Below are 24,954 nucleotides of genomic sequence, written 5' to 3'. Positions count from 1 at the left end.
AGCCTCTGATGATGGGCTCAAACGAATCGACGAGGTAAAGATGAGCTTCAAACATCCGTCCGCAACGTTGCCAACCGAACTGTCCAGCCACCGAGGGTTTGCAAGAGTGTTCCGCCCCGGGCACCTGACCTTCGGTTTCATTGCGCCTTTGGAGAGTTACCCAGAAACCCCTGGCCCGACACTGGCCAATCACACGGCCATGGCGCAGAAAGTCGATGAGGCAGGGTTCTCCGTCATCTGGCTGAGGGACGTTCCCTTCTATGACCCCCATTTTGGCGATGTCGCACAGGTGTTGGATCCGTTGGTCTATGCCGGCTATCTCGCCGCAGTCACCCGTAATATCGCGATCGGTACCGCCGGTATAGTGCTACCACTGCGTGACCCACTGATCGTTGCAAAGCAAGCTGCAAGTGTCGACCAATTGCTGGGAGGGCGCTTGATTCTGGGCCTTGCAGGCGGTGACCGGCCCATCGAATACCCCGCGTTCGGGGTTGAATTCGATAGCCGCGCCGACCGCTTCCGGGATGCGCTTGCGGTGCTCAGGGCAGCAACGGAACAGGACTGGCCAACTGTTTCTACGCTTTTTTATGGACAACTCACTGGCAGCCTCGACTTGGTACCCAAACCGTTGGCACCCAGGCTGCCCACCTTGGTGGTGGGCATGGCCGGACAGACGCTGGAGTGGATTGCCGAACACACGGACGGAATGATCGGCTACCTCAATGACCCCATCCGCGTGCCGAGCATCGTGTCCCAGTGGCAACAGGCTTCTGCCGGAAAACCGTTCAAGCCATACGGTTACGGAACCTTCTTCGACCTCGATTCAGACCCGAATGCACCACTGCAACAAGGGCGGGTAATGCGTGCCGGCCGTAATACTCTCATCGAATTGTGGTTGCGCCAGCAGGACCAAGGCGTTTCGCATGTCGCCCTGAACTTTAAACCACAACATCGCCCCGCCTCTGAAGTCATCGATGAGCTTGGTGAGTACGTGCTTCCGCATTTCCCTACCCATGTTCCTGCAGGCGCATAACCCATCTCAACGGAGTTTCACTATGCAACACGCTGTCCATGCGATGGATTTCATCTTTCAGACCAAATTGGGGACCTATCCCCTGGCGGTGCAGTGCGAAATGCTCGCCTCCCTGGGTTACCAGGGCATCACCGTATCGTCCTGGAGCACTGAGCTCAGGGACCTGCCAAAGGTAAAGCGCGACTGGGGCCTGGACGTAGGCGCCATCTATGCGATCTACCGCCAGGGCCTGGAAGGCCGCCTGATCAACCTGTTCGAAACGCTAGAAGGCTGTAGTTCCATTGAGCTCGCCCTGCACTCCGGTGACAGCATTCAAGACCATGACCTGCACATGCTCGAGCGGCTGCTGCCGATCTGCGAGCAACGCGGCATCCAGATCGCGCTGTATCCGCATATCCGTTACGGCATGCAGACGACCCGCGAGGCTGTTGAACTGTGCGAGCGTTTCGATCACGCCAATCTTGGCATCGTCTTCAACGGCTACCACTGGTATGCCTGCCAGGAAGGGGCACTGGAGCAAAGACTGGATGCCGTCATGCCTTGGCTGCGTCAGGTGAACATTGCAGGTTGCCGCCTCTCTCCACTCGGTTGGGGAGGAGCAGCAACCATCGAGCCCTTGGATGAGGGGGAGATGGACAACTTCGTGTTGCTCGGCGCGCTGGAGCGCCGCGGTTACAAGGGCCGCTATGGGTTCCTGGGGTGGGAAAGCATGGGCGGCGATGTGCATGGCAATCTGCTGCGCTCGCTCACGGCATTCCGCTCCATGGAAGAGCGTCTGGCGCGTAATCCGCACTGGGCACTTATGACCGATCTTCCACGCTGACGCAGCGGTAACTGATGAACGCCATGAACAACCCCATCCACGCGCTCGACTCCTTTTTCTATACCTCAATGGGGGTATACAGCTTCCAGTCACAATGCGAGATGGTCGCTGAAGTCGGCTATGACGCAATAACCGTGGCGGCCTGGAGCGGACACCCACTGACCGATTTGAAACTGCTGCCGCAGGTGAAGGCGAAGCATGGGCTGGATGTAGCAGCCCTGTATTTGGTGCTGCATGAAGGGCGCAATGATCACCTGGTCAAGCAAATCGTCGAGTCAGTCGAGGGCGTGCAACTCATCGAATTGGCCATTCAAACCTCGATCAACGGCGTAAAGGCGATACTGCAGTCCATCGAGCGCTTGTTGCCAATTGTCGAGCGCAGGGGACTAAAGCTAGCGCTTTACCCACATCGCAATCATGTCACCGAGACCACATCCCAAGTCGTAGAGGTGTGTCGATTTTTCGATCATCCTCAACTCGGTGCAGTCTTCAATGGCTACCACTGGTATGCCAGCCAAGAAGGCGACCTGCAAGGGCGTCTTGACGCCATGAAGCCTTGGCTGATGCAAGTGACCACCTCAGGGTCGACCCTTTCACAATTGGGGTGGGGAGGTGTTGCGACCATGGAACCGCCAGACCGGGGGGAACTGGACAACTTCGCATTGCTGGGTGCCCTTCAACGCATGGAATACAACGGCCGGATCGGTCTTCTCGGCTGGGATTACTGCGGTGACGTCTATATCAAGCTTCAGCGATCGCTCAAAGCCATGCGCGGCATCCAGCAGCGCCTGGCAGAACACCCAACCTGGGCAGACATCCCGCTCGCTCGCTAACGCTCTGGGTGCCGAGCAGCGATGCCTGGCGCCCGCCTCTTCTACAAGGAGCTCTCATGACTGCACTCTCAGTACTTGACCTGATGATGATCGGTGAAGGCAACACCTTTTCCGATACGCTCGAAGGCGCCCGGTTGCTGGCCCGGCACGTCGAGCAGCACGGCTATCGCCGTTACTGGATCGCCGAACACCACGACTTGCCAGGCATCGGCTCGATGGCCACACCGTTGATTATCCAGCACCTGGCGGCGTCGACCTCGACCCTGCGCGTCGGCGCCGGCGGCATTATGTTGCCCAATCATTCGCCGCTGATCGTTGCTGAGCAGTTCGGTACGTTACATACGCTTTTTCCCGACCGGATCGACCTCGGTGTAGGCCGTGCTGCTGGCAGCGGCGGTCCGACCATTCGTGCCATCCGCGGCTTGGCGCAAGAGCGCGACTTCGCCCAGGACGTTGCCCGGCTGATCAATTACCTGCAAAACAATGGGCGCGAGCCAGTAAGTGCCCTTCCAGGGCGCCATGACGTACCGGTATGGGTGCTGGGTTCTGGCATGCAGGGCGCAGACCTGGCTGCGAAGATGGGGCTTCCCTACGCGTTCGCTTCACACTTCGCACCGCAGATGCTGATGCAGGCACTCGAGCATTACCGCACGAGCTTTCGCCCCTCCGAGTTCCTCGCCAAGCCCTACACCATGGCAGGAGTGAACGTGATTGCCGCACAAACACGAGCGCAAGCGCATTGGCTGGCGAGTTCACACCAGCAATGGGTGGTGAAGCTGCACGCAGGGCGGGCCGGCTTACTGCCAATGCCTGAAGAAGGGTATCTGAACAAGATCTCCGATTACGACCGGGAAGGTTTGAATCAGGCCATGGCCTGCACTGCAATCGGGGACATCGACGACGTGGGCGCCTGGCTTCGGCAGTTCATCGCCACCACACAAGTCGATGAACTGATGATCGATGCGCGAATCCATGACCCTGTAGCGCGCTGCCGATCCTATCAATTGGCTGCGCAGTCTATTGCAGACCTGCTGGACGATTGAAAAACTTGGGCTCGAGCGGGAGAAATCCCGCTCATATTCCTACCCTCAGAGAATGTCGTCCACCACCCCGCCATCTACGCGAAGTGCAGCGCCGCTGGTAGCAGAAGCAAGCGTCGAACAGACGTAGACCACCATGTTGGCGACTTCGTCCATAGTCGCCGCGCGCTGAATCAAGGAAGTGGGACGATGCGACATGACGAAATCGGCTGCCAGCAGCCATTTGGCCAAGCCGCGGGATAGCGCCAGTTGAGCCGTTTTCGACGGCTCCGTAATTGACCATAATTCCTTTAAAATCCGAAATTGGCAGCAATTTAGTCTACCTTCTGGGTATTTCAGTCTTGCCAAGGCGGCGAGGCAAAACGTTCAGCCAGGAAGTTGATGAGCGCGCGAACTTTGGGTGACAGGTGTTTGCGTGTCGGGTAGACAATGTAGACACCCAGTTCAACTGACTTGTACTCAGGCAACACCTCCACCAAAACCCCCGTGCTCAGGTCATTGCTGACCATGAAGCTCGGCTGCAAAGAAATACCGCCCCCTGCGACCGTGATGCTGCGACAGGTATCGCCATTGTTGCAGCGCACCGTCGACCGGGTGCGTACACTCTCGGGGCCAGAGGGCCCTGTAAAATGCCACTCATTACCGCTCGAAAAGTTCGTGTAGGCGATTGCACCGTGTTGTTCCAGGTCCGACAGGGTGGTTATGGCGGGGTGACTGGCCAGGTAATCGGGCGAAGCGCAAAGGCGCATCCGTGTCCCGGCAAGACGCCGACCAATAAGCGACGAACTTTCCATTCGGGCAATGCGCACCGCCGCGTCGAAGCCTTCGTCAACCAGGTCCACTTGCCTGTCGTTGAGGCTGATGTCCAACTCGATTTTTGGATAGAGCCGCATGAAGTCCGCCCAGACTGGCGCAAGGTGGAGTACACCAAAACTCAAAGGCGCATTGACCCGCAGCACGCCGGTGGGCTCCGGCGAGGCTGAAGTGACCGCCTCCTCTGCCTGATCCATCAATGCCAGCACTTCCCGCGCCTGGTGATAGAACTGCCTGCCTTCATCCGTCAACGAGAGCCGCCGGGTAGTGCGCTGAATCAACCGCACCCCAAGCCGCTCTTCCAGCGCATTGACATGACGCGATACTGCGGCCTTGGACATGTCCAGGGGTTCTGCAGCGCCGACAAAATTGCCCTTGTCGACCACAGTGCAAAACACCTGCATTTCGAGTGCACGATCCATTTTTGTCTCACTAAGTGGAACTGTAAGTCACATAAATGTGAGTTTATCCCAAAATTCAAGCCTATAGACTGTGCTCATCGGCCTTGTCCAGGCAGATCAAATGCACCAATTACCTAATTTCAAAAGCGGATACTCATCATGATTGACACTCGCACCGCCCCCTACGCCGCCCTTGCCATGCGACTGGCCCTGGGCATCATGTTCATTGCACACGGCCTGACCAAGGTTTTCGTATTCACCCCTTCGGGCACTGCAGGTTTCTTCGAGTCGATCGGCTTCCCGGGCTTTCTGGCATACCCGGTCATGGCGTTCGAAGTCATCGGCGGCCTGATGCTGGTGCTGGGTGTCTATGCTCGCTGGGTAGCTTGCGTAGCCGTGATTCAGCTGTTCGTTGCCGCTACCGTTCACTTCGGTAATGGCTGGAGCTTCACCAACGCAAACGGCGGCTGGGAGTATCCGATTTACTTGACCATCAGTGCTTTGGTTGTTGCCCTGTTGGGTGATGGCGCATACGCAGCCAAACCCGCCGTGAAAGCGTGAGCTGACTGCAAGCTCAACGCTACCTTCCCTTTCTGCTAATCGCGCTTTGCCCGGCCAGGTTCTCGCTCCCGTGTTCCCTTGGCCGGGATTTTCTTTTCGCCCCGTTTGAAAGAGTTGTATCTCTCCGTAGAAGGTAGATATAAATTCTACAAATATTGGATTTAAAGGCAGTTTATCGTTATCAATTTCTACACTACGATGAATCCACAGTTTGATTCGAGAGCAGACACTACTTTCCTTGCTTGCCTCAGCTGCTGACTTAACGTCTGCCCTCTTCCCGTCAGCAAGCTTTGAGGTACTCGTCCAATCACTATTCAAAAGGATTGTTCCTATGCCCGTAGTACGTGTCAGCTGGTTCGAAGGCAAAGACCATGCACAAAAAGCCACTGTTGCCGCAGACATCACCGAGACGATCGTCAAAAACACCGGCACACCGGCAGAGTACATCTACGTCATCTTTGAAGACGTCAAACCATCGGATTGGGCTGGCGCCGGAAAGTTGTTCGCAGACGATCCTGAGAACACCTGAACCGTGTGAACACTCTCGCGCCGTTAGAACGTGACGGCGCGCTCCCATCCAGGCCAGATCATCGCCCACGACGAATTCATCCCATGCATCCCTACATTTCCTGCCTTTTTACCCTCGCCGTTAAACCGACCGATTTTCCGGAATTCAAAGCGCTGATCAGCAAGATCGTTGCAGTGACCAAGCAGGAACCGGGCACGCTGGTTTACGAATACAGCGTCAATGAAGACACCAACACCGTCCATATTTTGGAGCGTTACAACGCTGATGCAGTCGTCAGCCATGTGGACACCACCTTCGCTCCCTTCGGTGAGCGCTTTCTCGAGCTCTGCACAGTGAAAGGTTTGGTCGTTTATGGCACCCCGGATGCTGAAATCCGCAAACGCCTCGACCCCTTCGGCGCTGTGTACATGACACCTTTCGATGGCTTCAGCCGTTAACCGTTTTATTCAAGGAGTTCTTCATGTCGACGATTGCTCAAGCCATCAGGTCGCGCACTTCCATCAACCAGTACGACACCGAGCGAGGCTTGACTGACCAAGAGATCGCAAACCTGGTTGAACTGGCAACACTTGCGCCCTCGGCGTTCAATTCACAGAACTGGCGTTTTCTGGCGGTGCGAAGCCCAGAAGAAAAAGCCCGACTGCTGCCCTTGGCGTTCGGTCAGCAGAAGGTAGTGGACGCCGCCGTGACGTTCATCGTCTGCGGCACACTCGCCCCCCATGAGTCGCTGCCATCGGCACTGGAGCCCGCACGCAATGCCGGCATTATCGACCAGTCGGTCTATGACATGTGGGTCCAGGCCGCTAAGGGCATGTACCAGGACAACCTGCAACTGCAGCGTGACGAGGCTATCCGCTCGGGCTCGCTCGCAGCAATGACCTTGATGCTGGCAGCTCAGGGTCAAGGCTTGGCGTCAACCCCGATGATTGGTTTCGATGCCGCTGCGGTAGCCAAAGCATTCGGCCTCACGGCGAATGACGTCCCTGTGATGCTGGTTACTGTCGGCTACCCCGGTGCCTCCAACTGGCCTCAGAAGCCCCGTAAAGCGGTGCATGAGGTTCTGGAACTGGTTTGACCGCAAAGCCCCTCTATTCACCGGTAGGGGGGCGACTCGGTGTGGCTAGATCCAACTTTATACCTGCCCCCCCCCCCCCGAGGACCGTATCTTGAGCTTCCCCATCGACAGGTTATCGCTCCGATCGCTCGTTGGAGACGACTTCCACCTCCCCCACTAAATCGCTGGCCAGCCCTGCGGCCTGCCGATTTTCAAGCGCTGACGATCAGCAGCTTTCGCACCAGTGACAATGTCCATCTGAGCTACTGGGAAGCCGGTAGCGGCCATCCCTTGATCTTCATTCCTGGATGGTCGGCCAACGGCGCATAGCGGGCGCCTCTTCATAAATAAAGATCGCCACCTGGCAATCATTCTTGCCAGCTCGCATGTGAGCTGCGCATCTGAAGTCAACTGCGAAATTGCCTCAAGAAAGCCAAGGCCCGATGGTCTTGGCTTTTCTGTTTCAGTCATACCAACAATCTCGATTAGTGAGACTATTAATCACATTATGGCGGGTTTATCTCATTTTAATGGCCTATAGAATGACCTGATCGAAACGCAAACCAACGATCAGAGGTAGCTATGAAAATCACAGTAATTGGTACCGGCAACATGGGTTCGGGTTTTGCAAAGCAGCTCTCCAACGCGGGTCACACCGTACGTGTCACCGGCCGCGACCTCGCAAAAGCGCAAGCCTTGGCAGATCAGTATCCGAATGTCACTGCGTACGCCGCATCCGAAGCCTTGGGCGACAGCGATGCCGTGATCATTGCGACGGCCTACAACGATGCAGTTCCTGCATTGCACGGCTTGGGCGACCTAACCGGTAAGGTGGTCATCGATATAACCAACCCACTGAGCGCCGATTACATGTCGCTGACCATTGGCCACTCATCCAGCGCTGCTGAAGAAATCGCCAAGGCGGTACCCCAGGCGCACATCGTCAAAGCCTTCAACACCCTGTTCGCCCAAGTGCTTGCCGACGGCCCTGAATTCGCCGACAGCCAACGGGGCACCGTGTTTGTTGCCGCCGACCATGAGCGTGCCAAACAAACCGCGATCGCGCTGGCTCAAAGCATGGGCTGGAACACCGTTGACGCCGGTGGACTGCTTAATGCGCGGTATCTGGAGCCTCTGGCCGGGCTCAACATCTATCTCGGCTATGGCGCAGGCCTGGGCACGTCTATTGCCCCGGTGTGGTTGAGCAAGTAAACGTTTTTTGAGGATATGCCATGAACACGCCTTTACCTGTTCTCTTTGTGTCTCATGGGGCTCCCATGTTCGCAATCGAGCCCGGCCAAGCAGGGGATCAACTGACCAAGCTCGGTCGCGAGCTGACGCAACCGCGCGCCATTGTGGTCATCTCGCCGCACTGGATGACCCACGGCGAGGTCTGTGTCACTGCGAGCACTCATCCAGAAACCATCCATGATTTCGGTGGTTTTCCGGACGCGCTGTACGAGCTGCAGTATCCCGCACCAGGTGCACCGTCTCTGGCGCAGGAGATCGTAGATCTGTTGGGCGATGCCGGCTGGAAGGCACGGCTGGACGCCCGCCGCGGGCTCGATCATGGCGCATGGGTACCGCTACTTTACCTGGCGCCCGAAGCATTCACGCCTGTGATCCAGGTATCCATGCCCATGCCAATGGATACTCATAGCGCGTTGAAGCTGGGCCAGGCATTGAAGCCCTTGCGCGACATGAACGTGCTAATTGTCGCGTCGGGCAGCCTGACCCATAACCTGTACGAATTCAGAGGCGCAACTACTCACGGCGAAGCATACGTCAAACAATTTGCCGCCTGGACAGCGCAAGTGCTCGAGGCCGGAGATACCGCACAAGTCCTAGATTACCGCCGCCTGGCGCCTGGCGCCGAGCGAGCCCATCCAACCGACGAGCACTTTCTGCCGTTGCTCATTGCCTTGGGCGCCGCAGGTGAAACCTACCATGCACGGATATTGGAGGGGGGTATCACCTATGGGGTGCTGGCGATGGACAGTTATCTCTTTTCCTCGGTAGCCCAAGCGCACATCGAGCCGACTCAGTTCAACAGAGGCAATGCCAACCATGCGTGACACCACGTTCTCCGACCCCGCCCGCGAACCGGGTACGGGTCTGATTTACCGTAAGGCCTGCACCACTTCGTCGCCGAAAGGGCGCCTGATCCTGCTGCACGGAGTAGGTTCAAATGAAGCCAATCTGGCAAGCTTGGCCGCCTCGCTGCCCGAAGAGCTGGAAGTGATTCTGCTTCGAGGTCCGTTGCAGCTCAGCCCGCAAGGATTTGCCTGGTTCCAGGTGACATTTACCAATGACGGTCCCTCGTACAATGAAGTGCAGGCTGAGACGAGCCGGCAACTGCTCCTACGCTTCATTGATGCCCTTCCCGCATTGCCGACTGTGATTGCCGGCTTCAGCCAAGGCGGCATCATGAGTGCCAGCGTCGCCCTAACCGAGCCCGAGCGAGTCGCAGGCTTTGCAATTCTCAGCGGCCGTATACTCCGTGAACTGGCCCCCATCATCGCCGAGCCGAATCGCCGCAAGCATCTGCACGCATTCATTGCCCACGGCCATGAAGACAACGTGCTGCCGGAGCGCTGGGCGAAGGAAGCCGACGCCTGGCTGAGCACACTGGGGGTCGCTCACGAAACGCACTACTACAACATGGGTCACGAAATCGTTGCGCCAGAGCTGGCTGACTTCTCGCAATGGCTGGACAACACCTTTGCACTCCCCCCTTTACGTTGAGCACTCGGGTATCCTTTTGGGTAGCACTCACGTCTACCTGGTAAGTCTGCATGACTGACGACACGTTCAGCGGAATAAACATTTTTCTCGTAACGGCACGCTCAGCTACCTTCACCGAAGCGGCTGAGCGCTTAGGGCTCTCGAAATCCGCAGTAGGCAAAGCCATAGCTCGGCTGGAGGAGCGACTCGGGACCAGCCTGTTCTACCGATCCACGCGCAAGCTGTCCCTTTCACCTGATGGCGAAGCCTACTTCGCCGTCTGGTCATCAGCGCTAGAGGAAATACGTTCAACCGAGAGCAGCTTTGGCAGTCAGTTGGGGGTTCCAGCAGGCCGGCTGAGGGTAGACATGCCCGTGGCGTTCGGCAAACAAGTGGTGCTGCCCGTATTGCTTAGCATGAGCCGCCGCTTCCCGCAGTTGCAGCTGACATTGACCTTCAGCGATCAGTTGGTGGACTTGACTGACGAGGGAATCGACTTGGCCATCCGATTCGGCAGCGTGGATAGCGTGCCGGGTCTAGTGGCGCGGCGCTTGACCTCCCACCGCTGGGTAACCTGCGCGTCCCCGGAATATCTCGACGAATTCGGTTGCCCCAAGACACTTGAGGACATGGCAGGCCACCGCGCCATCGTTGGCTATCGCCGTGGCGGCTTGTTGCCATGGAAAATGACTCAGGCCGGCCAGGCAATGAAGTATTCGCCTCCTGCGACGTACCAATTCGATGATGCCGAGGCCATGATCGCGGCGGCCGTGGCGGGACTGGGGATTTGCCAGATGCCCATCTGCCTGTTGGAACAATCGATCGCGAAAGGGGCACTTGTGCCGGTGCTGCAGGACTATGAGCCGGAGCCTGTAGAAGTTCATGCCCTGTGGTCCAAGAGCAATCATTTACGGCCCAAGATTCGTTGCTTGGTTGATGAGTTGCTAAGCCTTTTCGCAGCATCGCCCAGCACATCGTCGCCACGTTGATGGCCCACTACTGCTTAGGGTAGCCACTAACACTCTCATCAGGTTTTGACGCCTCGTTACGTCGCCTGATTCGGTATAATCCGCGGCGTGATTTCCATGCCCGAAAACCTTCCCGACCATCCTGTTTTGCTCAAGCAATTGCTCGAGCAAATGATCAATCAGCGCGCGTCTGACAAGGGCAGATTGTTGGCAGCATGGCCACGTTCATACCGAGTCAGTGCCGTCCAGCGCTTGAGGCAGTATCCAGAGCTAAGGAAGTGGCGGGCATGCTCGCCCGCGCGGCTCGGACTGAAGTCGTAAACGACTGCCTTGATCGCTGAAGATGGATAGAACCCGTGCTCTCAAATAGCTGCGGTCGCTAAAAATAGAAAACCCCTGAAACCATTAGGAGTCAGGGGTTTAGAAGTAGTGGTGCCCAGAGACGGAATCGAACCGCCGACACGGGGATTTTCAATCCCCTGCTCTACCGACTGAGCTATCTGGGCCGCAGCCGAATTAAACGTTTTTACGGCTGGAGCGTCAAGCACGAAATCAAAAAAAATCAACTAAATCCTATGCTTAGGATTTTCCGTAATGTGGAAAAGCCACGAAGCTATTAGCGCTAAATAAAGCTGATGCCGCTCCCGCAAGGTCGCGAACACGATGAACAATTGAGCCTGATCACACTCAATTGAACACCCAGAGCACGCGGGTGAGCGCGTCCGTCAGGTTGGCATAACGGAAGCTTGCATGGGGTTGTAGCTGAAAACTATCGTTTGCGTAGAGCGTCACGGGATCGCCCTCATCCAGCCAGACGGTCAGCTCGCCTTCAAGCACGAAGCAGCCCTGCTCCGAACTGTCGTCCAGGTACTCTTCCCCACTGGTTGCCCCAGGCTCAAGACGGCTGTCAAGCATGGAGAAGCCTCCAGCTATCGTGGGCGAGACCAGGACATCGGTAATACCACCTCCGAAATACAGCGTACGACGTTCATGCGGACGCGTTACCCAACTAAGGTCACGGGGCTTGTTCAGGTTGTAAAAATAGGCTGTTGATACACCGAGTGTTTCGCTGATAGCCGTCAGGTCTGCCACGGTTGGGCGCGACACACCCCGTTCAACCTGGGAAAGAAAGCCAACCGATCGGCCAATGCGTTGAGCTAGCTCGCCCAGCGTCAGCCCTTTGAATTTGCGCAAGTCGCGAATGAGTATCGCCAGGCCTTCAACTTCTTCGTGCATTTTCATCATTAAACCCATAGATCAAAAAAGTGCATGCGCTGAAAAGCCCTTGCTCAACGCCTCAAAAACCGACAACACGAATGCTTGCGCCTTATTGTCCAGGACACGTTTCACATACGTGTTAATCAACACCGGAGCTGCCGAGATTTTTGTGAAACGTGAGGGTAGAGAGCAGAGGAGATAGAACCCATCGCCCCCAAAGCGCTGCGCAGAGGTCGGTCAGGCAAGATGTCAGTATCGCGAGCAGCATGCTGTGAAGCGAGCTTGTGGGCCATGGTTAAGCGCAGCTGTAAAATTATTTAGTTATTTTCATGAAAAAATACATGAATAATTTCACAAATCAAGCGCGTCACGAAACTCGGCCGCAGCGTCGAGCGGTGCACGTTGTCGCTAGCGGGGCAAAACCCTGACGATGTACCAGGGCAAGTCAAGATCAAGGGCTCTGAAGGGTGATTCCTTTCAGCGACTGAGCGCAAAGCGAGCACCTCGGCATGAGTCTGCAGACTGTCAGCAGAATCATGCCGAGCTGCTATGTGTTAATGGATAGCCTGATAGGTCAGGTCCAGGCACTTGCGCGCCTTTTCCACCAATTCGTCGATCTCTTCAATGGTGATCACCAGCGGTGGTGCGATGATCATGGTGTCGCCCACCGCGCGCATGATCAGGCCGTTGTCGAAACAGTGCTGGCGGCAAACCATGCCGACACCCTTGCCTTCGTAACGCGCCCGCGTGGCCTTATCCTTCACCAGCTCGATCGCACCAAGCATGCCCAGGCCGCGCACTTCGCCCACCAGCGGGTGGTCAGCCAGTTCACGCAGGCGTTTTTGCAGATACGGCGCGGTCACTTCGCGAACCTGCTCGATAATCTTCTCTTCTCGCAGGATACGCAGGTTTTCCAGGCCCACCGCCGCCGCTACCGGGTGGCCGGAATAGGTGAAGCCGTGGTTGAAGTCGCCGCCTTCGCTGATCACCTTGGCCACTTCGTCACGCACGATCACACCGCCCATGGGGATGTAACCGGAGGTGAGGCCCTTGGCGATGGTCATCAGGTCGGGCTTGAGGCCGTAGTAGTCAGAACCAAACCACTGACCGGTACGGCCAAAGCCGCAGATCACTTCGTCGGCGACAAAGAGGATGTCGTACTTGGCGAGGATTTCCTTGACCTTCGGCCAGTAGGTCTGTGGCGGGATAATCACGCCGCCGGCGCCCTGGATCGGCTCGGCGATAAAGGCGGCGACATTGTTCTCGCCGACTTCCAGAATCTTCTTCTCCAACTGCTCCGCCGCCCACACGCCGAACTCGGCTTCGGTCATGTCGCCGCCTTCGCCGAACCAGTAAGGTTGCGGGATGTGCACGACATCCGGAATCAGGCCGCCCTGCTGGTGCATGCCGGCCATGCCGCCCAGGCCCGCGCCAGCCACGGTGGAGCCGTGGTAGCCGTTGATGCGGCCAATGATGACCTTCTTGTCCTTCTTGCCCTTGATCGCCCAGTAATGGCGAACCAGGCGCAATACGGTGTCGTTGCCTTCGGAGCCGGAGCCCGTGAAGAACACATGGCTCATACCTTGCGGGGCCACATCGGCAATCGCCTTGGCCAGCTCCAGCGCTGGCGGGTGCGCGGTCTGGAAGAACAGGTTGTAGTACGGTAGTTCCTTCATCTGCCGGCTGGCCACCTCGGCCAGTTCGTCACGACCGTAGCCGACTGCCACGCACCACAAGCCAGCCATGCCATCGAGAATCTTGTTGCCTTCGCTGTCCCACAGGTACACGCCCTTCGCCGAGGTGATGATGCGTGGGCCTTTCTCGGCAAGTTGTTTGACATCGCTGAAGGGTGCCAGATGATGATCACGGCTCATCGCTTGCCAGGCAAGCGTTTGCGAATTCTTTTCACTCATCACTTCTCTCCATCAAAATACGCAGCCTGGCTGCGGGGGCATTTTTTTATATTGATAACGGCCAGTTTTCAGGCGGACTTCAACATCAGTTGGCGCAGTACCGAGCGTTGCCGGCAGGCTTTTCCAAATGACTGGAAGATCGTTAGGTAATGCGGGTTTTCAAGTACCTGAAACTCTGGATGCCATTGAACGGCCAGGGCAAAACCCTTGCTGTTTTCAACCGAGATCGCTTCCACCAATCCATCGGGTGCACGTGCTTCCACCCTTAGCCCAGGCGCCAGTGCATCAATGCCCTGGCCATGTATGGAATTGACATCGATGATCGGCGGCAAGCCCATGCGGTCCATCACGCCGCCCGGCTGTATATGCATCTTGTGGCGTGGGCCATATTGCTTTTCCATGGGTTCACCCTTGACCTCACGATGGTCCATGAACAAACCAGTCTCATGAACTTTCTGGTGGAGGGTGCCTCCCAGCGCCACATTCATCTCCTGAAAGCCACGGCAAATACCGAGCACCGGAACACCCGCCGCGATGGCCGCACGCATGAGCGGCAAGGTCGTGGCATCACGCGCTGGGTCGTGATGGCTGCCCGGCGCACTGGCCGGACCGTTGTAATGGAACGGTTCTATATTGGACGGCGAGCCGGTGAAGATCAGCCCATCCACCAGGTCAATGATGTCGGTGGTATCTATCAGGTCAGCGAGACTGGGAATCACGATCGGCAAACCGCACGCCGCCTTGCTCGCAGCACGGGCATACTTCTCACTGATGGTCTGGGTAGCATGCAGCTCAATTTCGCTGGTGCATGCAGTGATGCCGATAACTGGCACACATGGCATATCATTCTCCGGCAAATCAATCTTTCGAGTTGTATTCAAACGTGTGGGTAGAACGTGCGGCGTAACGAGAGCATCTGGACTTACAAAAACCAGCGATATTCGCGCGCATTGATTTCATTCAGAAAATCCAGTTGCTCCTGGCGCTTGTTTTCGCAGTAGACCATCACGAACTCACTCCCCAGCCCTTCATTGATCACCGGGTGGTGGCGCATGGCAGCCACTGCGCTCAGCGCGTCCTTGGGGAAGTCGATGCCGCTATGGCGGTTTTCGTTCAGCGGCGCAATGGGTTCGACGCCGCGATCCAGGCCGTGTTCCATCCCCGTCAGGATGGCCGCCAGTACCAGGTACGGGTTGGCATCGGCGCCAGCCAGCCGGTGTTCGATACGCAGGTTGCGCGGGTCGGACTCGGGAATGCGAATGCACGCGTCTCGGTCTTCAAAGCCCCAGCTAGCAAGGCTTGCAGCGTTGACCATCGCGCCGTAGCGGCGGTAGGCGTTGTGGTTGGGCGCGAAGATCGGCATGCAATGGGGCAGCAATTCCAGGCAACCCGCCACCGCATGGCGCAGGTTGCGCTGCTCGAAGCGTGCCAGGAGGTTGTTTCCAGCCTCGTCGTACAGGCTGACATGCACATGCATCCCGCTGCCCGGAGCGTCCAGGTAAGGCTTGCTCATGAAGCTGGCGCGATAGCCGTGTTTCATCGCAACGCCGCGGGTACTGCGACAGAACAGCGCCGACCAGTCCGCCGCACTCAGGGCATCATCGCTGTGGGAGAAGTTGATTTCGAATTGGCCAGGGCCCAGTTCCGCCGTGATGACGTTCGCCGGCACGCCCTGCTCGTTGGCGACATCGACCATCTCGTGCAATACAGACGAAAAACGCGACAGTCGTTCGATATGCATGTTCGGCTGGTCGTCTTCGTCATCGGTCGATGTATCGCGTGGGAACTGTGGCAGGCCGTCCTTGAGCTTGCGATCGAACAGGTAGAACTCAAGTTCGAAGGCAACCACCGGGCGCACGCCACGTCGGGCAAGGCGTTCGATCACACGGGCCAGCACTTCACGGGGCTCGAACTCGATAGGCTTCGAGGTGCCGTCCGAAGTGATCAGCATCTGCGCGATCACGTCCTTTTCCCAGCGCACCGGTTTCAACGTACCCGGCACCAGGCGCCGTGATGCATCCGGGTCGCCATCGGCAAAACAATAGTCGCCAATCTTGTACAGGCCGCCCTGGGTACCCAGCAGTACACAGTTCTGAGGCAACTTCAGGGGTGCCCCCGCTGCGACTTTCTCAAGCATATCCATGGGGTAGCGCTTGCCATAGAAGTGCCCGGGAATATCCAGCGCAATCAAGTCCACGTAACGTACTTCAGGGTACTTCGCTCGAAAAGAGCGCACTTCAGTCAGCAGATCCGGAAAGATGGCACTCATCTTCTTTTCCTTGTGAGGTGAACGAATTCAATTGAATACCCAGAACACGCGGGTGAGGTTGTCCGTCAGGTTGGCGTAACGGAAATGCGTGTGGGGTTGCAGCTGGAAGCTGTCGTTTGCATGGAGTGTCACGGGGTCGGCGTCTTCCAGCCAAACCGTCAGTTCGCCTTCGAGCACGAAACAGCCCTGCTCCGAACGGTCGCTCAGGTACTGATCGCCACTGGTGGCACCCGGCTCAAGACGGCTGTCGAGCATGGAGAAGCTGCCAGTAATACGGGGCGAGGCCAGTACATCGGTAATACCTGAGCCGAGGTACAGTGTGCGCCGCTCATGGGGGCGAGTAACCCAAGTGATGCCACGGGGCTTACTCAGGTTGTAAAAGTACGCGGTCGATACACCGAGTGTTTCGCTGATAGCCGTGAGATCCGCCACGGTCGGGCGCGACACCCCCTGTTCAACCTTGGAAAGAAAGTCATCCGAACGATCGACACGTTCAGCCAGTTCGCCCAGTGTCAGGTTCTTGAATGTGCGCAGATCGTGGATAAAGATCGCCAGGCCTTCGACTTCTTCGTGCATCTTCATTGTTCAGGAGCATGCCGTGAAAATATTTGAGTTATTTTTCATGAAAAAATACATGAAAAATTTCACAGGTCAAGTCGAACGCTGAATTTGGCCGGACCATTGGTCAAGGCAGGTGCTCGCGCAGCAGCAAGCGCTGGGTGAAATCCAGCGCCAGCTACTCAGGTCATAGGGTTTGATTCAAACGAAGGGGACGGAGCAAAAGCTCACGCTGAAGAGGCAGGCCAAGCGGTCGCTGCGTCCTGGAAACGCCATTTTCTAGCGTCTGTCACGGGGCATCAAAGCAGCCTGTAAATCTCGGAAACCACGTGCATCGTTGCGTCTTCGAGCGTTCCTTCATTGCGGCACAGAAACCAGCCGTGATCGGCAATCGCTCGCTCGAACGCCTTGGTACTCGCGACCTGCTCTTCCTGGGTATGAAGCAGCGTACTGCTCAGCCCGCGCGATCGTGCCGCTGCCCTCGCCCATGAGATATCAGGGGCGGTGACAACCCCGACATGCAGGTCTGGCACTCGCACGTTTCGCTCAATGTTCAACTGCAGAATCTCTGCAAACGGGACTATCCGGCGAAACGCGGCATCCGACGGGTACCAGCGATCGATCAAGATGATGCTGTCCGGTGGCTGTTTAACCAGCACGTGCTGGGAAATCCAGGTACGGCTATCAGCAAAGCGTTCACAAACCCCCAACTCCAAATCCCGGCTGGGATTTCTGACGAGCGTGTTAACGAGGGCCATCGTTTCACCCCTGTAGGGATCGCTTTTTTTCTCGCAAAGTCGGATCACCTTCTTGTTGTCCGCCCTCAGCACTTTCGTAACGGCCTCCAACAGTGTGGTTTTGCCGGTACCCTTGGGCCCATCCAGAGAAATAAATAACTGACGATTCATTCTTCACATAACGAGTGATATACGTCTTTTCCAAGACTCAAATCGCACAATAGCATTTTGCTTCCTTGACCATTGGATATAAGCAGTGAGGACTGTCAGGTAAAACACCGCGATCGGGCGCAGCTTTGCCCAAGGGAAGTCATCTAGCCCGCGCGATCTGGTGCATAGGCTAACACCCTGCTGTTTTACCCTCTTGACCAAACAGTGATTCGATTTGCTCACCCTTGATCAGAACAGCACTGTTTTCTGAGGCTCAACACGCCCGCAATTAAAATCGAAGCCATACTTTCGTTTTCATGGAATATCCAGCTTAAATCGTAAAAACGAAGCTATGGCTTAGTTTTCCTTGACTTCATGGGTTTCGCCCACATAATCGCAGTCATAGCTTCGTTTTTACTGACAGCCAGACAGGTTGACCACACCATGAGCGCGCTCGTACAGATCCATACCCCTGATGACTTGGGGAAGGCGGTACGCAAGGTTCGAAAGGCCCAAGGCATTACTCAGTCAGATCTGGCATTGATCGCTGGGAAGAGTCACGTATTGCTGAGAGATATCGAGACAGGAAAAGGCACTGTCTCTCTGGCCAGCGTTCTGCTCGTGATGCAGGAGTTAGGCATACGCCTCTACATGGATATACCCGGAAAATGAGAACACTCGAGGTTGTCATCAATGCGAATCACGTCGCGACGTTGAGAGACACCGCAGGCGTCTGGAGCCTTGAATACACCCCTGAATGGATTGCCAGCGCCGACGGTTACGACTTGTCTCCCGCCCTTGCAAGAGCAAAGGGCATGATCGTTGATGGTTCTTCAGAGCGCCCTGTTCAATGGTTCTTCGACAACCTGCTACCTGAGGAGCAGGCGCGCTCATTACTGGCCAGCGATGCAAAAATCGAATTTTCGGATGCCTTTGGCCTGCTTGGCTATTACGGGGCCGAGTCCGCCGGCGCAGTGACGTTGCTCCACGACCCACACTTGCCAGCGGAGGGTGGGCTCAGACCGCTCCCCGATACAGAACTCAGCGAAAGGATTCGCAATCTACCACGCGTTGCGTTGACCACCGGCGCCCCGAAGCGCATGTCGCTGGCCGGCGCACAGCACAAACTGGCTGTCGTGCTGGAAAATGGCAGCCTGTTCGAGCCTATGGGCAGCACCCCTTCAACCCATATCCTCAAGCCTGATCACTCTCAGCGCGATCTGTATGACGCAACTGCCGTCAACGAGTGGTTTGTGATGAGCATTGCCCAGGAAGTAAAGCTGGGCGTTCCGGCGGTGTACATTCGTCGCGTGCCTGAACCGGTGTACCTGATTGAGCGGTTTGACCGCCGACGGGTGAACAATCGGCTAGAGCGGGAACACGTGTTGGATGCCTGCCAGATGCTGGGGTTGGATAAAAGCTTCAAGTATCAGCAGGCGACGCCTGAAACGTTGCGAAAAATCCTGGGCCTCGTGCGGAACGTTGCGCAGACGCGGATACAGTTGTTCAAGTGGTTGGTCTTCAACATCCTGGTTGGCAACAATGATGCCCACCTGAAAAATCTCTCATTTTTCGTACGTGCGGACTCCTACTACCTTGCCCCTCACTACGACCTCTTGTGCACGGCGGTCTATGGCGAGTCCGCAGCACCGTGGCTAGAGGCAGAACTGGTGTGGAAGCCAGAGGGTATTCGTACGCATGCGGAGGTCACCAGGGCCAGTGTTATCAGCCTGGGTGAAGCCATTGGCGTGAACAAAGCCCTGACAACCAAGATCATCAATGAACTGGCCGAAGGTGTGAGCAACGCGGCCAGCACAATTCTGAACGAATACGCTCATGCAATGAATGCCGGTGAGAGCAGGCTTGTCAGGCGAATCGTTCATGGTGTGATCGCTGACATGGTGCGACAGCTGAAGGATTGATCGGGATATCGGTGAAACCAATTGCAGTAGCTACCATTAGACATTGCACATCCTTGCCAACGGCGATGGATTGCAGATCGGCAAAGGCACGGACATTCACTTAGCTGTCGTTCACTTTATAACCTGAGGGCGGAGTCAAGCATGCTGTATTTTCAGGAAATGCTGGGCACCGCCGTGTTTGCCATTACCGGGGTGTTGGCTATCCATAAGGTTGGTGTCGATTTGTTTGGGGCCGTGGTCCTGGGCATCATCACGGCAATTGGGGGTGGCACCCTTAGAGACCTGTTGCTCGATCAACCGATATTCTGGATTGCAGATTTCAACTACATCTGGGTTGCCTTGTTCGCAGCGCTGCTGGCTTTTTTTCTCACCAAGCGACTGCAACGACGCTACCGTCTGTTGCTCTACCTTGATGGCTTGGCGGCTGCCCTCTTTGGGTTGGTCGCTACCGAGAAAGTCCTGGGACTGCATCTTGCTGCGCCGCTGGCGGTGATGATGGGCCTGTTGACCAGTATTGGAGGTGGTATCGCGCGTGATGTTCTGGCCGCAAGGCCCTCGCTGCTGATGTCACGTGAGATCTACGCCACGCCGATCCTGTTTGGGTGCAGCCTTTATGTTCTGTTGCGCAGTGCATTTCCGTCGATCTGGATTGCCGGTTGGGTGGCCTTGATATTCACCTCGGGCTTGAGGTTTCTCGCCATTTACAAGGAGCTGCAAATGCCCGCTATTTTTTCCACCAAGCAAGGGTAAGGACTGGCCCAAGGTCGTGACCGCTCACACGTAATGTGCGGCCTTTCTCGAGATCCGGCGTCGACTCCAGTACTTGCGAAACTCTTCAAGCCCGATCAGCGCCAGCACGAACGGTATTAACAACAGCCACACCTGCCAGGAAACCGGGCTGGTTCCCAGCAACTGGTTGCCCCAAGGGGTATAGGCGAACACCAGGATCAGCAAGACCTCGAGCATGACACCCCAGGTTATCAAGCGGTTCCCCCGCAGCCCTGTTTGCAGGCAAGACCGGCTTGCGCTACGGCACATGAAGACATTGACGATCTGCAACACAACGATTGCGACCATGCTGGCCGTGGTTCCCTGCAAGTAGAGCGCATCGCTGGAAGGCAGTGCCTGCCCCCACGTCCACCCTCCCCGCGTCAGCACAAAAAAGAACGCTGCCAATGTGCCAAGCGCTTCAACAAGCCCGAGAACGAGATAGCCTCGTAACGCCAAGGCCAGATTGAACAGACGTTGCTTGGGAGGGCGTGGTGGCCTGCGCATGATATCCGCGTCCGCCCGCTCTACCCCAAGCCCCAGTGCGGTCAATGAGTCGGTCCCCATGTCGATGGCCAGCATCTGCAGCGGCGTGATTGCCAGCGGAACCCTGGCAAGTGCGAAACACAGATAGGGGATCAGCTCAGCCATGTTGTGGGCCAGGATATACGTCAGGAACTTGCGGATGTTGTCGAAGACTGCCCGGCCTTCAGCGATGGCGGAAACGATGCTCGCAAAGTTGTCGTCCAGCAGCACCATGTCGGCCGCTTCCCTGGCGACATCGGTTCCCGATACGCCCATGGCGATACCGACATGCGCATGCTTGAGCGCCGGCGCATCGTTAACCCCATCCCCCGTGACGGCAACGATCTCGCCCTTGCCTTCAAGCGCCGTGACAATACGCAGCTTCTGATCCGCCGAAATACGGGCACAGATGATTTGCGGTGCATCGAGCGCCAGCAGTAACTGGGTATGCGACAGGTTCGTGATCTGCTCGCCACTGAGCACCAGCGGCGATGCAATGGTCACCAGGCCAATCTGCCGGGCAATGGCAACAGCAGTGTGAGGATGATCACCTGTGACCATGATGGTTTTGATGCCGGCTTGCCGACAGGCCATGATTGCCGCAGGCACCTCTGGCCTCGGTGGGTCCTGCAGGCCTGCGAGCCCTGCCAGTATCAAGCCTCGCTCACACGGTTCCTGCCCAGGTGGCAACCATCGCCAGGCCAGCGCCAGGACACGCAACCCTCGATCGGCCATGCGTTCTTGTGCGTCGAGAATGTTCGCCCTCAGCTCGCGTGAAAGCGGTTCTTGGCGCTGCAAATTCCAGGTCGACTCGCACAGCGGCAGCAGTTTTTCCAATGCGCCTTTGCACAGCAACACCCGCCCTTCGGGGAGGTCATAAATCACCGACATACACATGCGAACGGCGTCGAAAGGCAGCTCGTCGATACGCTGTGCCCCATTCCACGGGGCGATCTGTGGCGCGGCCATGTGCATCAGCGCTTGCTCCATCGGGTCGCCACAGTACGTCGCGGTTTCACCCTGCCCGACAAGGCGCACGTTATGGCAAAGCCCGGCAACCCAGAAAAACGGCAGGTTCGCCTCGCACAATGTCGGTGGCAGGCCTTGCTCGACGTCCGGGTACTCACTGCCGTCCAGCCATAGGGTTTGTACGGTCATGCGGTTTTGCGTCAGTGTCCCGGTCTTGTCGGTACAGATCACCGTCACAGAGCCCAACGCTTCCACACACGGCAAATGTCGAATCAGTACCTGCTGGCGAGCCATGCGCTGAGTAGCCAGCACCAGCGCCAACGTCAGTGTCGGCAAGAGCCCTTCAGGTACCATCGCCACAATCAGGCCGATGGCGAAGATCAAGTCTTCCCAGAACGGAACGCCAAACAGGTTGCCCAGAAAGAAAAACAGCACGCTGATGCCCAATGAAAGTGCCAGGATGCTTCGGCTCAGGCGGATGATCTGAAGACGCAACGGCGACATCTGATCACCGCTGACTTGAGTCAGGTGTGCAATTCGCCCGAATTCGGTGTGGAGCCCCGTGGCAAATACGACGGCAGTGCCTTTACCGGAGGTTATGGATGTACCGGCCAGCACGATGTTGCGGGCATGCAGCCGGTCCTCACTGTCGCAGGCAGATGCATCGCGCAGTTCGGCAGTGGCTTCGCCGGTGATCGTGGCGTTGTTGACCCGCATGCCAGAGGCTTCGATCAGCCGACCATCCGCAGGGACACTGTCGCCTTCCGCTAACAGCATCAGGTCCCCGGGCACCAGATCATCAATCATGATCGCTTGAACGGTTCCATCACGTTGTACCTGCACCTGCTGTGGCAACAACTTGACCAAGGCGCTTAAAGCCTTTTCGATGCGGTACTCCTGCCAGTATGAGAACACCCCGCTAATCAGGATGACGGCAACGATAGCCACGCCAAGGCGCCCCATGCCCTCACCGGGTACCTGCCATTCAACGGCAAAGGCCAGCAGTGCGGCAATCCAGAGCACAACGGAGAACAGCTGGGTGAACTCTGCGAGCAATGCCCACAAGCGGTTGCGCCGCTTGGCCGGTGCCACGTGGTTTGGCCCGAACTGCTGCAAGCGCCGCTGTGCCTCGCCAGAAGACAACCCCTGGGCCGTGGTGTGGAGGCTGGCCAGGGCATCGGTAACCGACTGCTGATGTATGTTCATGTGCGTGCCATTGGTGCCGAAAAGGAATGGACCGTTTCAATCACCCCATCAACAGCAAGTTAAGCTCAGGCAGAACTTGAGTTCAGGAATCCCTTGAGCGCCTTCAGCGAGCGGGTGTTGAGCACGTCATGTTTTTCCAGCCAGGCACGGCGTGCCTGTGCGACCCCATACTGCAAATAGGCAAAGTCGGCGCTGCGGTGGGCATCCGAGTTGATGCTGATGAGCACACCTTCATCCTTGGCGTACCGGCACTGCAGGTCCAGCAGGTCCATGCGTTGGGGCTGTGCATTGAGCTCAAGGCAGCAACCGCGCTGGCGAGCAGCCTTGATGATTGCGGGCAAATCCAGGTTCAGCGGGTCGCGCTGGTTGATGAGTCGGCATGACGGGTGCGCCAGCATCGTGAAATAGCGATGATCCATGGCCCGTAACAAGCGTTGGGTCTGCTGGCGCAGTGTCAGGAGAAAATGACTGTGTACTGCGCCAACCACCACGTCCAGCCGGCCCAAGATGTCATCCGGCAGGTCCAGGCTGCCGTCTTCGAGAATGTCCACCTCGATGCCCTTGAGCAGGGTAATGCCCTTCAGACGGGCATTTAGCGCATCAATCTGATCGATCTGCTTGAGCAACCTGTCGACATCCAGGCCATGGGCGACCCTGAGGGATCTCGAATGCTCGGTGATCGCCAGGTACTCCAACCCGGCCTGTTGTGCGGCCAACGCCATCACTTCCAGGCTGTGACTTCCGTCCGAAGCATCGGTGTGGGCATGCAAATCGCCTTTAAGGTCGCCCAACTCAATCAGCTTGGGCAAGGTGCCCGCTTGTGCCGCCGCAATCTCGCCGCGATCCTCACGCAGTTCAGGTGTCATCCATTCCAGCCCCAGCGCCTGATAGACAGCGCGTTCAGTGGCGCTGGCCACGCATTTTCTTGCGCTGAATACGCCGTACTCACTGAGTTTGAGACCTTGCTTTTGGGCCAGCTGGCGGATCGCAATGTTATGCGCCTTGCTGCCAGTGAAATACACCAGTGCTGCGCCATAGGCAGCTGGTTCGACCACACGCAGATCCACTTGCATACCGGTGCCCAGCACCACGCTGGCACGCGTGCGCCCGCGCACCAGCACAGTGGAAACGTCCTGATGCTTGAGCAAATGTGCGGTGACGTCCACCGACCGCGCAGCGGCAACCAGAATATCGATGTCCCCGACCGTATCGCGCATGCGTCGAACGCTGCCGGCAACCGTGGCAGCCTCAACACCGGGAAGCTGTTTCAGGTAATCGGCAAGCCGACTGGCCACGGGAGCCACAAAAGCCAGCGGCAGCCTGTGGTCCCTGCCGATCCCCTTCTGTGCCGCCTGCAGCAGTCGGGCCTCCATCTTTTCACCGAAGCCGGGCACATGACGAATGAGCCCCTCTTTGGCGGCATGGCACAGTTGCTGAACGGATTCGATACCCAGGTCGTGATAGAGGTGTTTGATTCGCCTGGGCCCCAAGCCGGCGATGGAAAGCAGTTCGACCAAGCCCGCAGGCAATGCGGTACAGAGCCGTTGGCGTAGCGCACAGTCTCCGGTGGTGACGATTTCATTGATCTTGCCCGCAAGATCAACGCCGATACCACTGAGTTTAGGAAGCGGCTCCCCCCGTGCGATCAGCTCTGCCACCTCGAAGGTCAAGGCCCTCAAGGTCCTTGCTGCATTGCGGTAGGCCCGAATACGGAAGGGATTGGCATCCTCGATTTCCAACAGATTGGCAATATCTTCAAAGACGGCGGCGATCTGATCATTTCCGACCACCTGCCCGGCCGTGGCCGAAGAAGGCAAAGCGGGTGCCGGCTCTTGAAGAGGTGCCACGGTCAGCTTCATAGCGCAATCGACTCGATGGACGTCATCAGATCAGCATTGCCGATCCCGCCAACCTGTCATTGATATACATCAGACATCGCC

24 protein-coding genes, 1 tRNA gene and 2 pseudogenes are annotated in these 24,954 nt (G+C 57.1%); 16 read left to right on the top strand and 11 right to left on the bottom strand.

Annotation, left to right across the window (positions count from 1 at the left end):
• Positions 1 to 40: 40 nt before the first annotated feature.
• Genes UIA24_RS07835 through UIA24_RS07820 form a run of 4 tightly spaced genes read left to right on the top strand, consistent with a single transcriptional unit; the run spans position 41 to position 3,732 of the window.
• Complete coding sequence (locus UIA24_RS07835; RefSeq protein WP_330522559.1) at positions 41 to 1,033, top strand: LLM class oxidoreductase; 993 nt, start codon at positions 41 to 43, stop codon at positions 1,031 to 1,033.
• A 22-nt stretch (positions 1,034 to 1,055) separates the two neighbouring features.
• Positions 1,056 to 1,856, top strand: a complete 801-nt coding sequence (locus UIA24_RS07830; protein WP_330522558.1) for a sugar phosphate isomerase/epimerase family protein — start codon at positions 1,056 to 1,058, stop codon at positions 1,854 to 1,856.
• Between the two features lie 23 nt (positions 1,857 to 1,879).
• Positions 1,880 to 2,689 (top strand): sugar phosphate isomerase/epimerase family protein, encoded by an 810-nt coding sequence (locus tag UIA24_RS07825; RefSeq protein ID WP_330522736.1) that lies wholly within the window; start codon positions 1,880 to 1,882, stop codon positions 2,687 to 2,689.
• A gap of 56 nt (positions 2,690 to 2,745) precedes the next feature.
• Positions 2,746 to 3,732 carry an LLM class flavin-dependent oxidoreductase gene (locus tag UIA24_RS07820; RefSeq protein ID WP_330522557.1) on the top strand — a complete coding sequence of 329 codons (987 nt, stop codon included), beginning with the start codon at positions 2,746 to 2,748 and terminating at the stop codon, positions 3,730 to 3,732.
• 45 nt (positions 3,733 to 3,777) lie between these two features.
• Here the strand turns inward: UIA24_RS07820 and UIA24_RS07815 are convergent.
• Positions 3,778 to 3,993: pseudogene (locus tag UIA24_RS07815) on the bottom strand (SDR family oxidoreductase); the annotation flags it as partial.
• A gap of 71 nt (positions 3,994 to 4,064) precedes the next feature.
• Entirely contained in the window at positions 4,065 to 4,964 is a 900-nt protein-coding gene (locus tag UIA24_RS07810; RefSeq protein ID WP_330522556.1) for a LysR family transcriptional regulator, read from the bottom strand.
• A 138-nt stretch (positions 4,965 to 5,102) separates the two neighbouring features.
• Between UIA24_RS07810 and UIA24_RS07805 the strand changes: the two genes are divergently transcribed.
• The 9 genes and pseudogenes from UIA24_RS07805 (at position 5,103) to UIA24_RS07770 (ending at position 10,800) form a co-directional block, all read left to right on the top strand.
• Positions 5,103 to 5,504: a DoxX family protein gene (locus tag UIA24_RS07805; RefSeq protein WP_330522555.1), complete on the top strand. Its 402-nt coding sequence runs from the start codon at positions 5,103 to 5,105 to the stop codon at positions 5,502 to 5,504.
• A gap of 331 nt (positions 5,505 to 5,835) precedes the next feature.
• Positions 5,836 to 6,033 carry a tautomerase family protein gene (locus UIA24_RS07800; protein ID WP_330522554.1) on the top strand — a complete coding sequence of 66 codons (198 nt, stop codon included), beginning with the start codon at positions 5,836 to 5,838 and terminating at the stop codon, positions 6,031 to 6,033.
• Positions 6,034 to 6,116: 83 nt separating this feature from the next.
• Positions 6,117 to 6,470: a putative quinol monooxygenase gene (locus UIA24_RS07795; protein ID WP_330522553.1), complete on the top strand. Its 354-nt coding sequence runs from the start codon at positions 6,117 to 6,119 to the stop codon at positions 6,468 to 6,470.
• Positions 6,471 to 6,493: 23 nt separating this feature from the next.
• Positions 6,494 to 7,108 carry a nitroreductase family protein gene (locus UIA24_RS07790; RefSeq protein WP_330522552.1) on the top strand — a complete coding sequence of 205 codons (615 nt, stop codon included), beginning with the start codon at positions 6,494 to 6,496 and terminating at the stop codon, positions 7,106 to 7,108.
• 160 nt (positions 7,109 to 7,268) lie between these two features.
• A pseudogene (locus tag UIA24_RS23260) lies at positions 7,269 to 7,414 on the top strand (alpha/beta fold hydrolase); the annotation flags it as partial.
• 255 nt (positions 7,415 to 7,669) lie between these two features.
• Positions 7,670 to 8,299 carry an NADPH-dependent F420 reductase gene (locus UIA24_RS07785; protein ID WP_330522551.1) on the top strand — a complete coding sequence of 210 codons (630 nt, stop codon included), beginning with the start codon at positions 7,670 to 7,672 and terminating at the stop codon, positions 8,297 to 8,299.
• A gap of 20 nt (positions 8,300 to 8,319) precedes the next feature.
• Complete coding sequence (locus UIA24_RS07780) at positions 8,320 to 9,162, top strand: DODA-type extradiol aromatic ring-opening family dioxygenase (protein WP_330522550.1); 843 nt, start codon at positions 8,320 to 8,322, stop codon at positions 9,160 to 9,162.
• Positions 9,155 to 9,832, top strand: coding sequence for an alpha/beta hydrolase (locus UIA24_RS07775; RefSeq protein ID WP_330522549.1), 678 nt, complete (start codon positions 9,155 to 9,157; stop codon positions 9,830 to 9,832). The genes UIA24_RS07780 and UIA24_RS07775 overlap by 8 nt, the downstream gene beginning before the upstream one ends.
• A gap of 50 nt (positions 9,833 to 9,882) precedes the next feature.
• A complete protein-coding gene (locus UIA24_RS07770) occupies positions 9,883 to 10,800 on the top strand; it encodes a LysR substrate-binding domain-containing protein (protein ID WP_330522548.1) in 918 nt (305 codons plus the stop codon).
• A 409-nt stretch (positions 10,801 to 11,209) separates the two neighbouring features.
• Here UIA24_RS07770 and UIA24_RS07765 read toward each other — a convergent pair.
• The 7 genes from UIA24_RS07765 to UIA24_RS07735 form a co-directional block, all read right to left on the bottom strand.
• Positions 11,210 to 11,285 (bottom strand) — tRNA-Phe (locus UIA24_RS07765).
• Between the two features lie 181 nt (positions 11,286 to 11,466).
• Complete coding sequence (locus UIA24_RS07760; protein WP_102052959.1) at positions 11,467 to 12,021, bottom strand: helix-turn-helix domain-containing protein; 555 nt, start codon at positions 12,019 to 12,021, stop codon at positions 11,467 to 11,469.
• A gap of 530 nt (positions 12,022 to 12,551) precedes the next feature.
• A complete protein-coding gene (locus tag UIA24_RS07755; RefSeq protein WP_330522547.1) occupies positions 12,552 to 13,910 on the bottom strand; it encodes an aspartate aminotransferase family protein in 1,359 nt (452 codons plus the stop codon).
• Positions 13,911 to 13,978: 68 nt separating this feature from the next.
• Positions 13,979 to 14,752 (bottom strand): gamma-glutamyl-gamma-aminobutyrate hydrolase family protein, encoded by a 774-nt coding sequence (locus UIA24_RS07750; RefSeq protein ID WP_330522546.1) that lies wholly within the window; start codon positions 14,750 to 14,752, stop codon positions 13,979 to 13,981.
• An 80-nt stretch (positions 14,753 to 14,832) separates the two neighbouring features.
• Positions 14,833 to 16,179, bottom strand: a complete 1,347-nt coding sequence (locus UIA24_RS07745) for a glutamine synthetase family protein (RefSeq protein WP_330522545.1) — start codon at positions 16,177 to 16,179, stop codon at positions 14,833 to 14,835.
• Positions 16,180 to 16,206: 27 nt separating this feature from the next.
• Positions 16,207 to 16,761, bottom strand: coding sequence for a helix-turn-helix domain-containing protein (locus tag UIA24_RS07740; RefSeq protein WP_099774829.1), 555 nt, complete (start codon positions 16,759 to 16,761; stop codon positions 16,207 to 16,209).
• A gap of 275 nt (positions 16,762 to 17,036) precedes the next feature.
• On the bottom strand, positions 17,037 to 17,645 hold the full coding sequence (locus tag UIA24_RS07735) for a dTMP kinase (RefSeq protein WP_065761715.1): 609 nt from the start codon (positions 17,643 to 17,645) through the stop codon (positions 17,037 to 17,039).
• A 423-nt stretch (positions 17,646 to 18,068) separates the two neighbouring features.
• On the opposite strand from UIA24_RS07735, the gene UIA24_RS07730 reads away from it, so the two are divergent.
• From UIA24_RS07730 to UIA24_RS07720, 3 genes are all read left to right on the top strand, one after another.
• The gene (locus UIA24_RS07730; protein ID WP_065761721.1) at positions 18,069 to 18,296 is read left to right on the top strand and encodes a helix-turn-helix domain-containing protein; all 228 of its coding nucleotides are present in this window, start codon (positions 18,069 to 18,071) and stop codon (positions 18,294 to 18,296) included.
• Positions 18,293 to 19,546 (top strand): HipA domain-containing protein, encoded by a 1,254-nt coding sequence (locus UIA24_RS07725; RefSeq protein ID WP_330522544.1) that lies wholly within the window; start codon positions 18,293 to 18,295, stop codon positions 19,544 to 19,546. Before UIA24_RS07730 ends, UIA24_RS07725 begins: the two co-directional genes overlap by 4 nt.
• Before the next feature lie 141 nt (positions 19,547 to 19,687).
• Positions 19,688 to 20,296 (top strand): trimeric intracellular cation channel family protein, encoded by a 609-nt coding sequence (locus UIA24_RS07720; protein WP_330522543.1) that lies wholly within the window; start codon positions 19,688 to 19,690, stop codon positions 20,294 to 20,296.
• A 24-nt stretch (positions 20,297 to 20,320) separates the two neighbouring features.
• Here the strand turns inward: UIA24_RS07720 and UIA24_RS07715 are convergent, their stop codons facing one another.
• Positions 20,321 to 23,014: a cation-translocating P-type ATPase gene (locus UIA24_RS07715; protein ID WP_330522542.1), complete on the bottom strand. Its 2,694-nt coding sequence runs from the start codon at positions 23,012 to 23,014 to the stop codon at positions 20,321 to 20,323.
• 65 nt (positions 23,015 to 23,079) lie between these two features.
• Entirely contained in the window at positions 23,080 to 24,861 is a 1,782-nt protein-coding gene (polX, locus tag UIA24_RS07710; RefSeq protein WP_330522541.1) for a DNA polymerase/3'-5' exonuclease PolX, read from the bottom strand.
• Between the last annotated feature and the right edge of the window lie 93 nt (positions 24,862 to 24,954).

This window comes from Pseudomonas sp. AL 58, assembly GCF_036348395.1.
Lineage (GTDB): Bacteria > Pseudomonadota > Gammaproteobacteria > Pseudomonadales > Pseudomonadaceae > Aquipseudomonas > Aquipseudomonas defluvii.
This window is presented reverse-complemented; position numbering and strand designations above follow the sequence as displayed.

Excerpts from the sequence above, each read along its gene's own strand:
- UIA24_RS07835 (WP_330522559.1), top strand. The coding sequence starts at position 41 with ATGAGCTTCAAACATCCGTCCGCAACGTTGCCAACCGAACTGTCCAGC.
- UIA24_RS07830 (WP_330522558.1), top strand. The coding sequence starts at position 1,056 with ATGCAACACGCTGTCCATGCGATGGATTTCATCTTTCAGACCAAATTG.
- UIA24_RS07825 (WP_330522736.1), top strand. The coding sequence starts at position 1,880 with ATGAACAACCCCATCCACGCGCTCGACTCCTTTTTCTATACCTCAATG.
- UIA24_RS07820 (WP_330522557.1), top strand. The coding sequence starts at position 2,746 with ATGACTGCACTCTCAGTACTTGACCTGATGATGATCGGTGAAGGCAAC.
- UIA24_RS07810 (WP_330522556.1), bottom strand. The coding sequence starts at position 4,964 with ATGGATCGTGCACTCGAAATGCAGGTGTTTTGCACTGTGGTCGACAAG.
- UIA24_RS07805 (WP_330522555.1), top strand. The coding sequence starts at position 5,103 with ATGATTGACACTCGCACCGCCCCCTACGCCGCCCTTGCCATGCGACTG.
- UIA24_RS07800 (WP_330522554.1), top strand. The coding sequence starts at position 5,836 with ATGCCCGTAGTACGTGTCAGCTGGTTCGAAGGCAAAGACCATGCACAA.
- UIA24_RS07795 (WP_330522553.1), top strand. The coding sequence starts at position 6,117 with ATGCATCCCTACATTTCCTGCCTTTTTACCCTCGCCGTTAAACCGACC.
- UIA24_RS07790 (WP_330522552.1), top strand. The coding sequence starts at position 6,494 with ATGTCGACGATTGCTCAAGCCATCAGGTCGCGCACTTCCATCAACCAG.
- UIA24_RS07785 (WP_330522551.1), top strand. The coding sequence starts at position 7,670 with ATGAAAATCACAGTAATTGGTACCGGCAACATGGGTTCGGGTTTTGCA.
- UIA24_RS07780 (WP_330522550.1), top strand. The coding sequence starts at position 8,320 with ATGAACACGCCTTTACCTGTTCTCTTTGTGTCTCATGGGGCTCCCATG.
- UIA24_RS07775 (WP_330522549.1), top strand. The coding sequence starts at position 9,155 with ATGCGTGACACCACGTTCTCCGACCCCGCCCGCGAACCGGGTACGGGT.
- UIA24_RS07770 (WP_330522548.1), top strand. The coding sequence starts at position 9,883 with ATGACTGACGACACGTTCAGCGGAATAAACATTTTTCTCGTAACGGCA.
- UIA24_RS07760 (WP_102052959.1), bottom strand. The coding sequence starts at position 12,021 with ATGAAAATGCACGAAGAAGTTGAAGGCCTGGCGATACTCATTCGCGAC.
- UIA24_RS07755 (WP_330522547.1), bottom strand. The coding sequence starts at position 13,910 with ATGAGTGAAAAGAATTCGCAAACGCTTGCCTGGCAAGCGATGAGCCGT.
- UIA24_RS07750 (WP_330522546.1), bottom strand. The coding sequence starts at position 14,752 with ATGCCATGTGTGCCAGTTATCGGCATCACTGCATGCACCAGCGAAATT.
- UIA24_RS07745 (WP_330522545.1), bottom strand. The coding sequence starts at position 16,179 with ATGAGTGCCATCTTTCCGGATCTGCTGACTGAAGTGCGCTCTTTTCGA.
- UIA24_RS07740 (WP_099774829.1), bottom strand. The coding sequence starts at position 16,761 with ATGAAGATGCACGAAGAAGTCGAAGGCCTGGCGATCTTTATCCACGAT.
- UIA24_RS07735 (WP_065761715.1), bottom strand. The coding sequence starts at position 17,645 with ATGAATCGTCAGTTATTTATTTCTCTGGATGGGCCCAAGGGTACCGGC.
- UIA24_RS07730 (WP_065761721.1), top strand. The coding sequence starts at position 18,069 with ATGAGCGCGCTCGTACAGATCCATACCCCTGATGACTTGGGGAAGGCG.
- UIA24_RS07725 (WP_330522544.1), top strand. The coding sequence starts at position 18,293 with ATGAGAACACTCGAGGTTGTCATCAATGCGAATCACGTCGCGACGTTG.
- UIA24_RS07720 (WP_330522543.1), top strand. The coding sequence starts at position 19,688 with ATGCTGTATTTTCAGGAAATGCTGGGCACCGCCGTGTTTGCCATTACC.
- UIA24_RS07715 (WP_330522542.1), bottom strand. The coding sequence starts at position 23,014 with ATGAACATACATCAGCAGTCGGTTACCGATGCCCTGGCCAGCCTCCAC.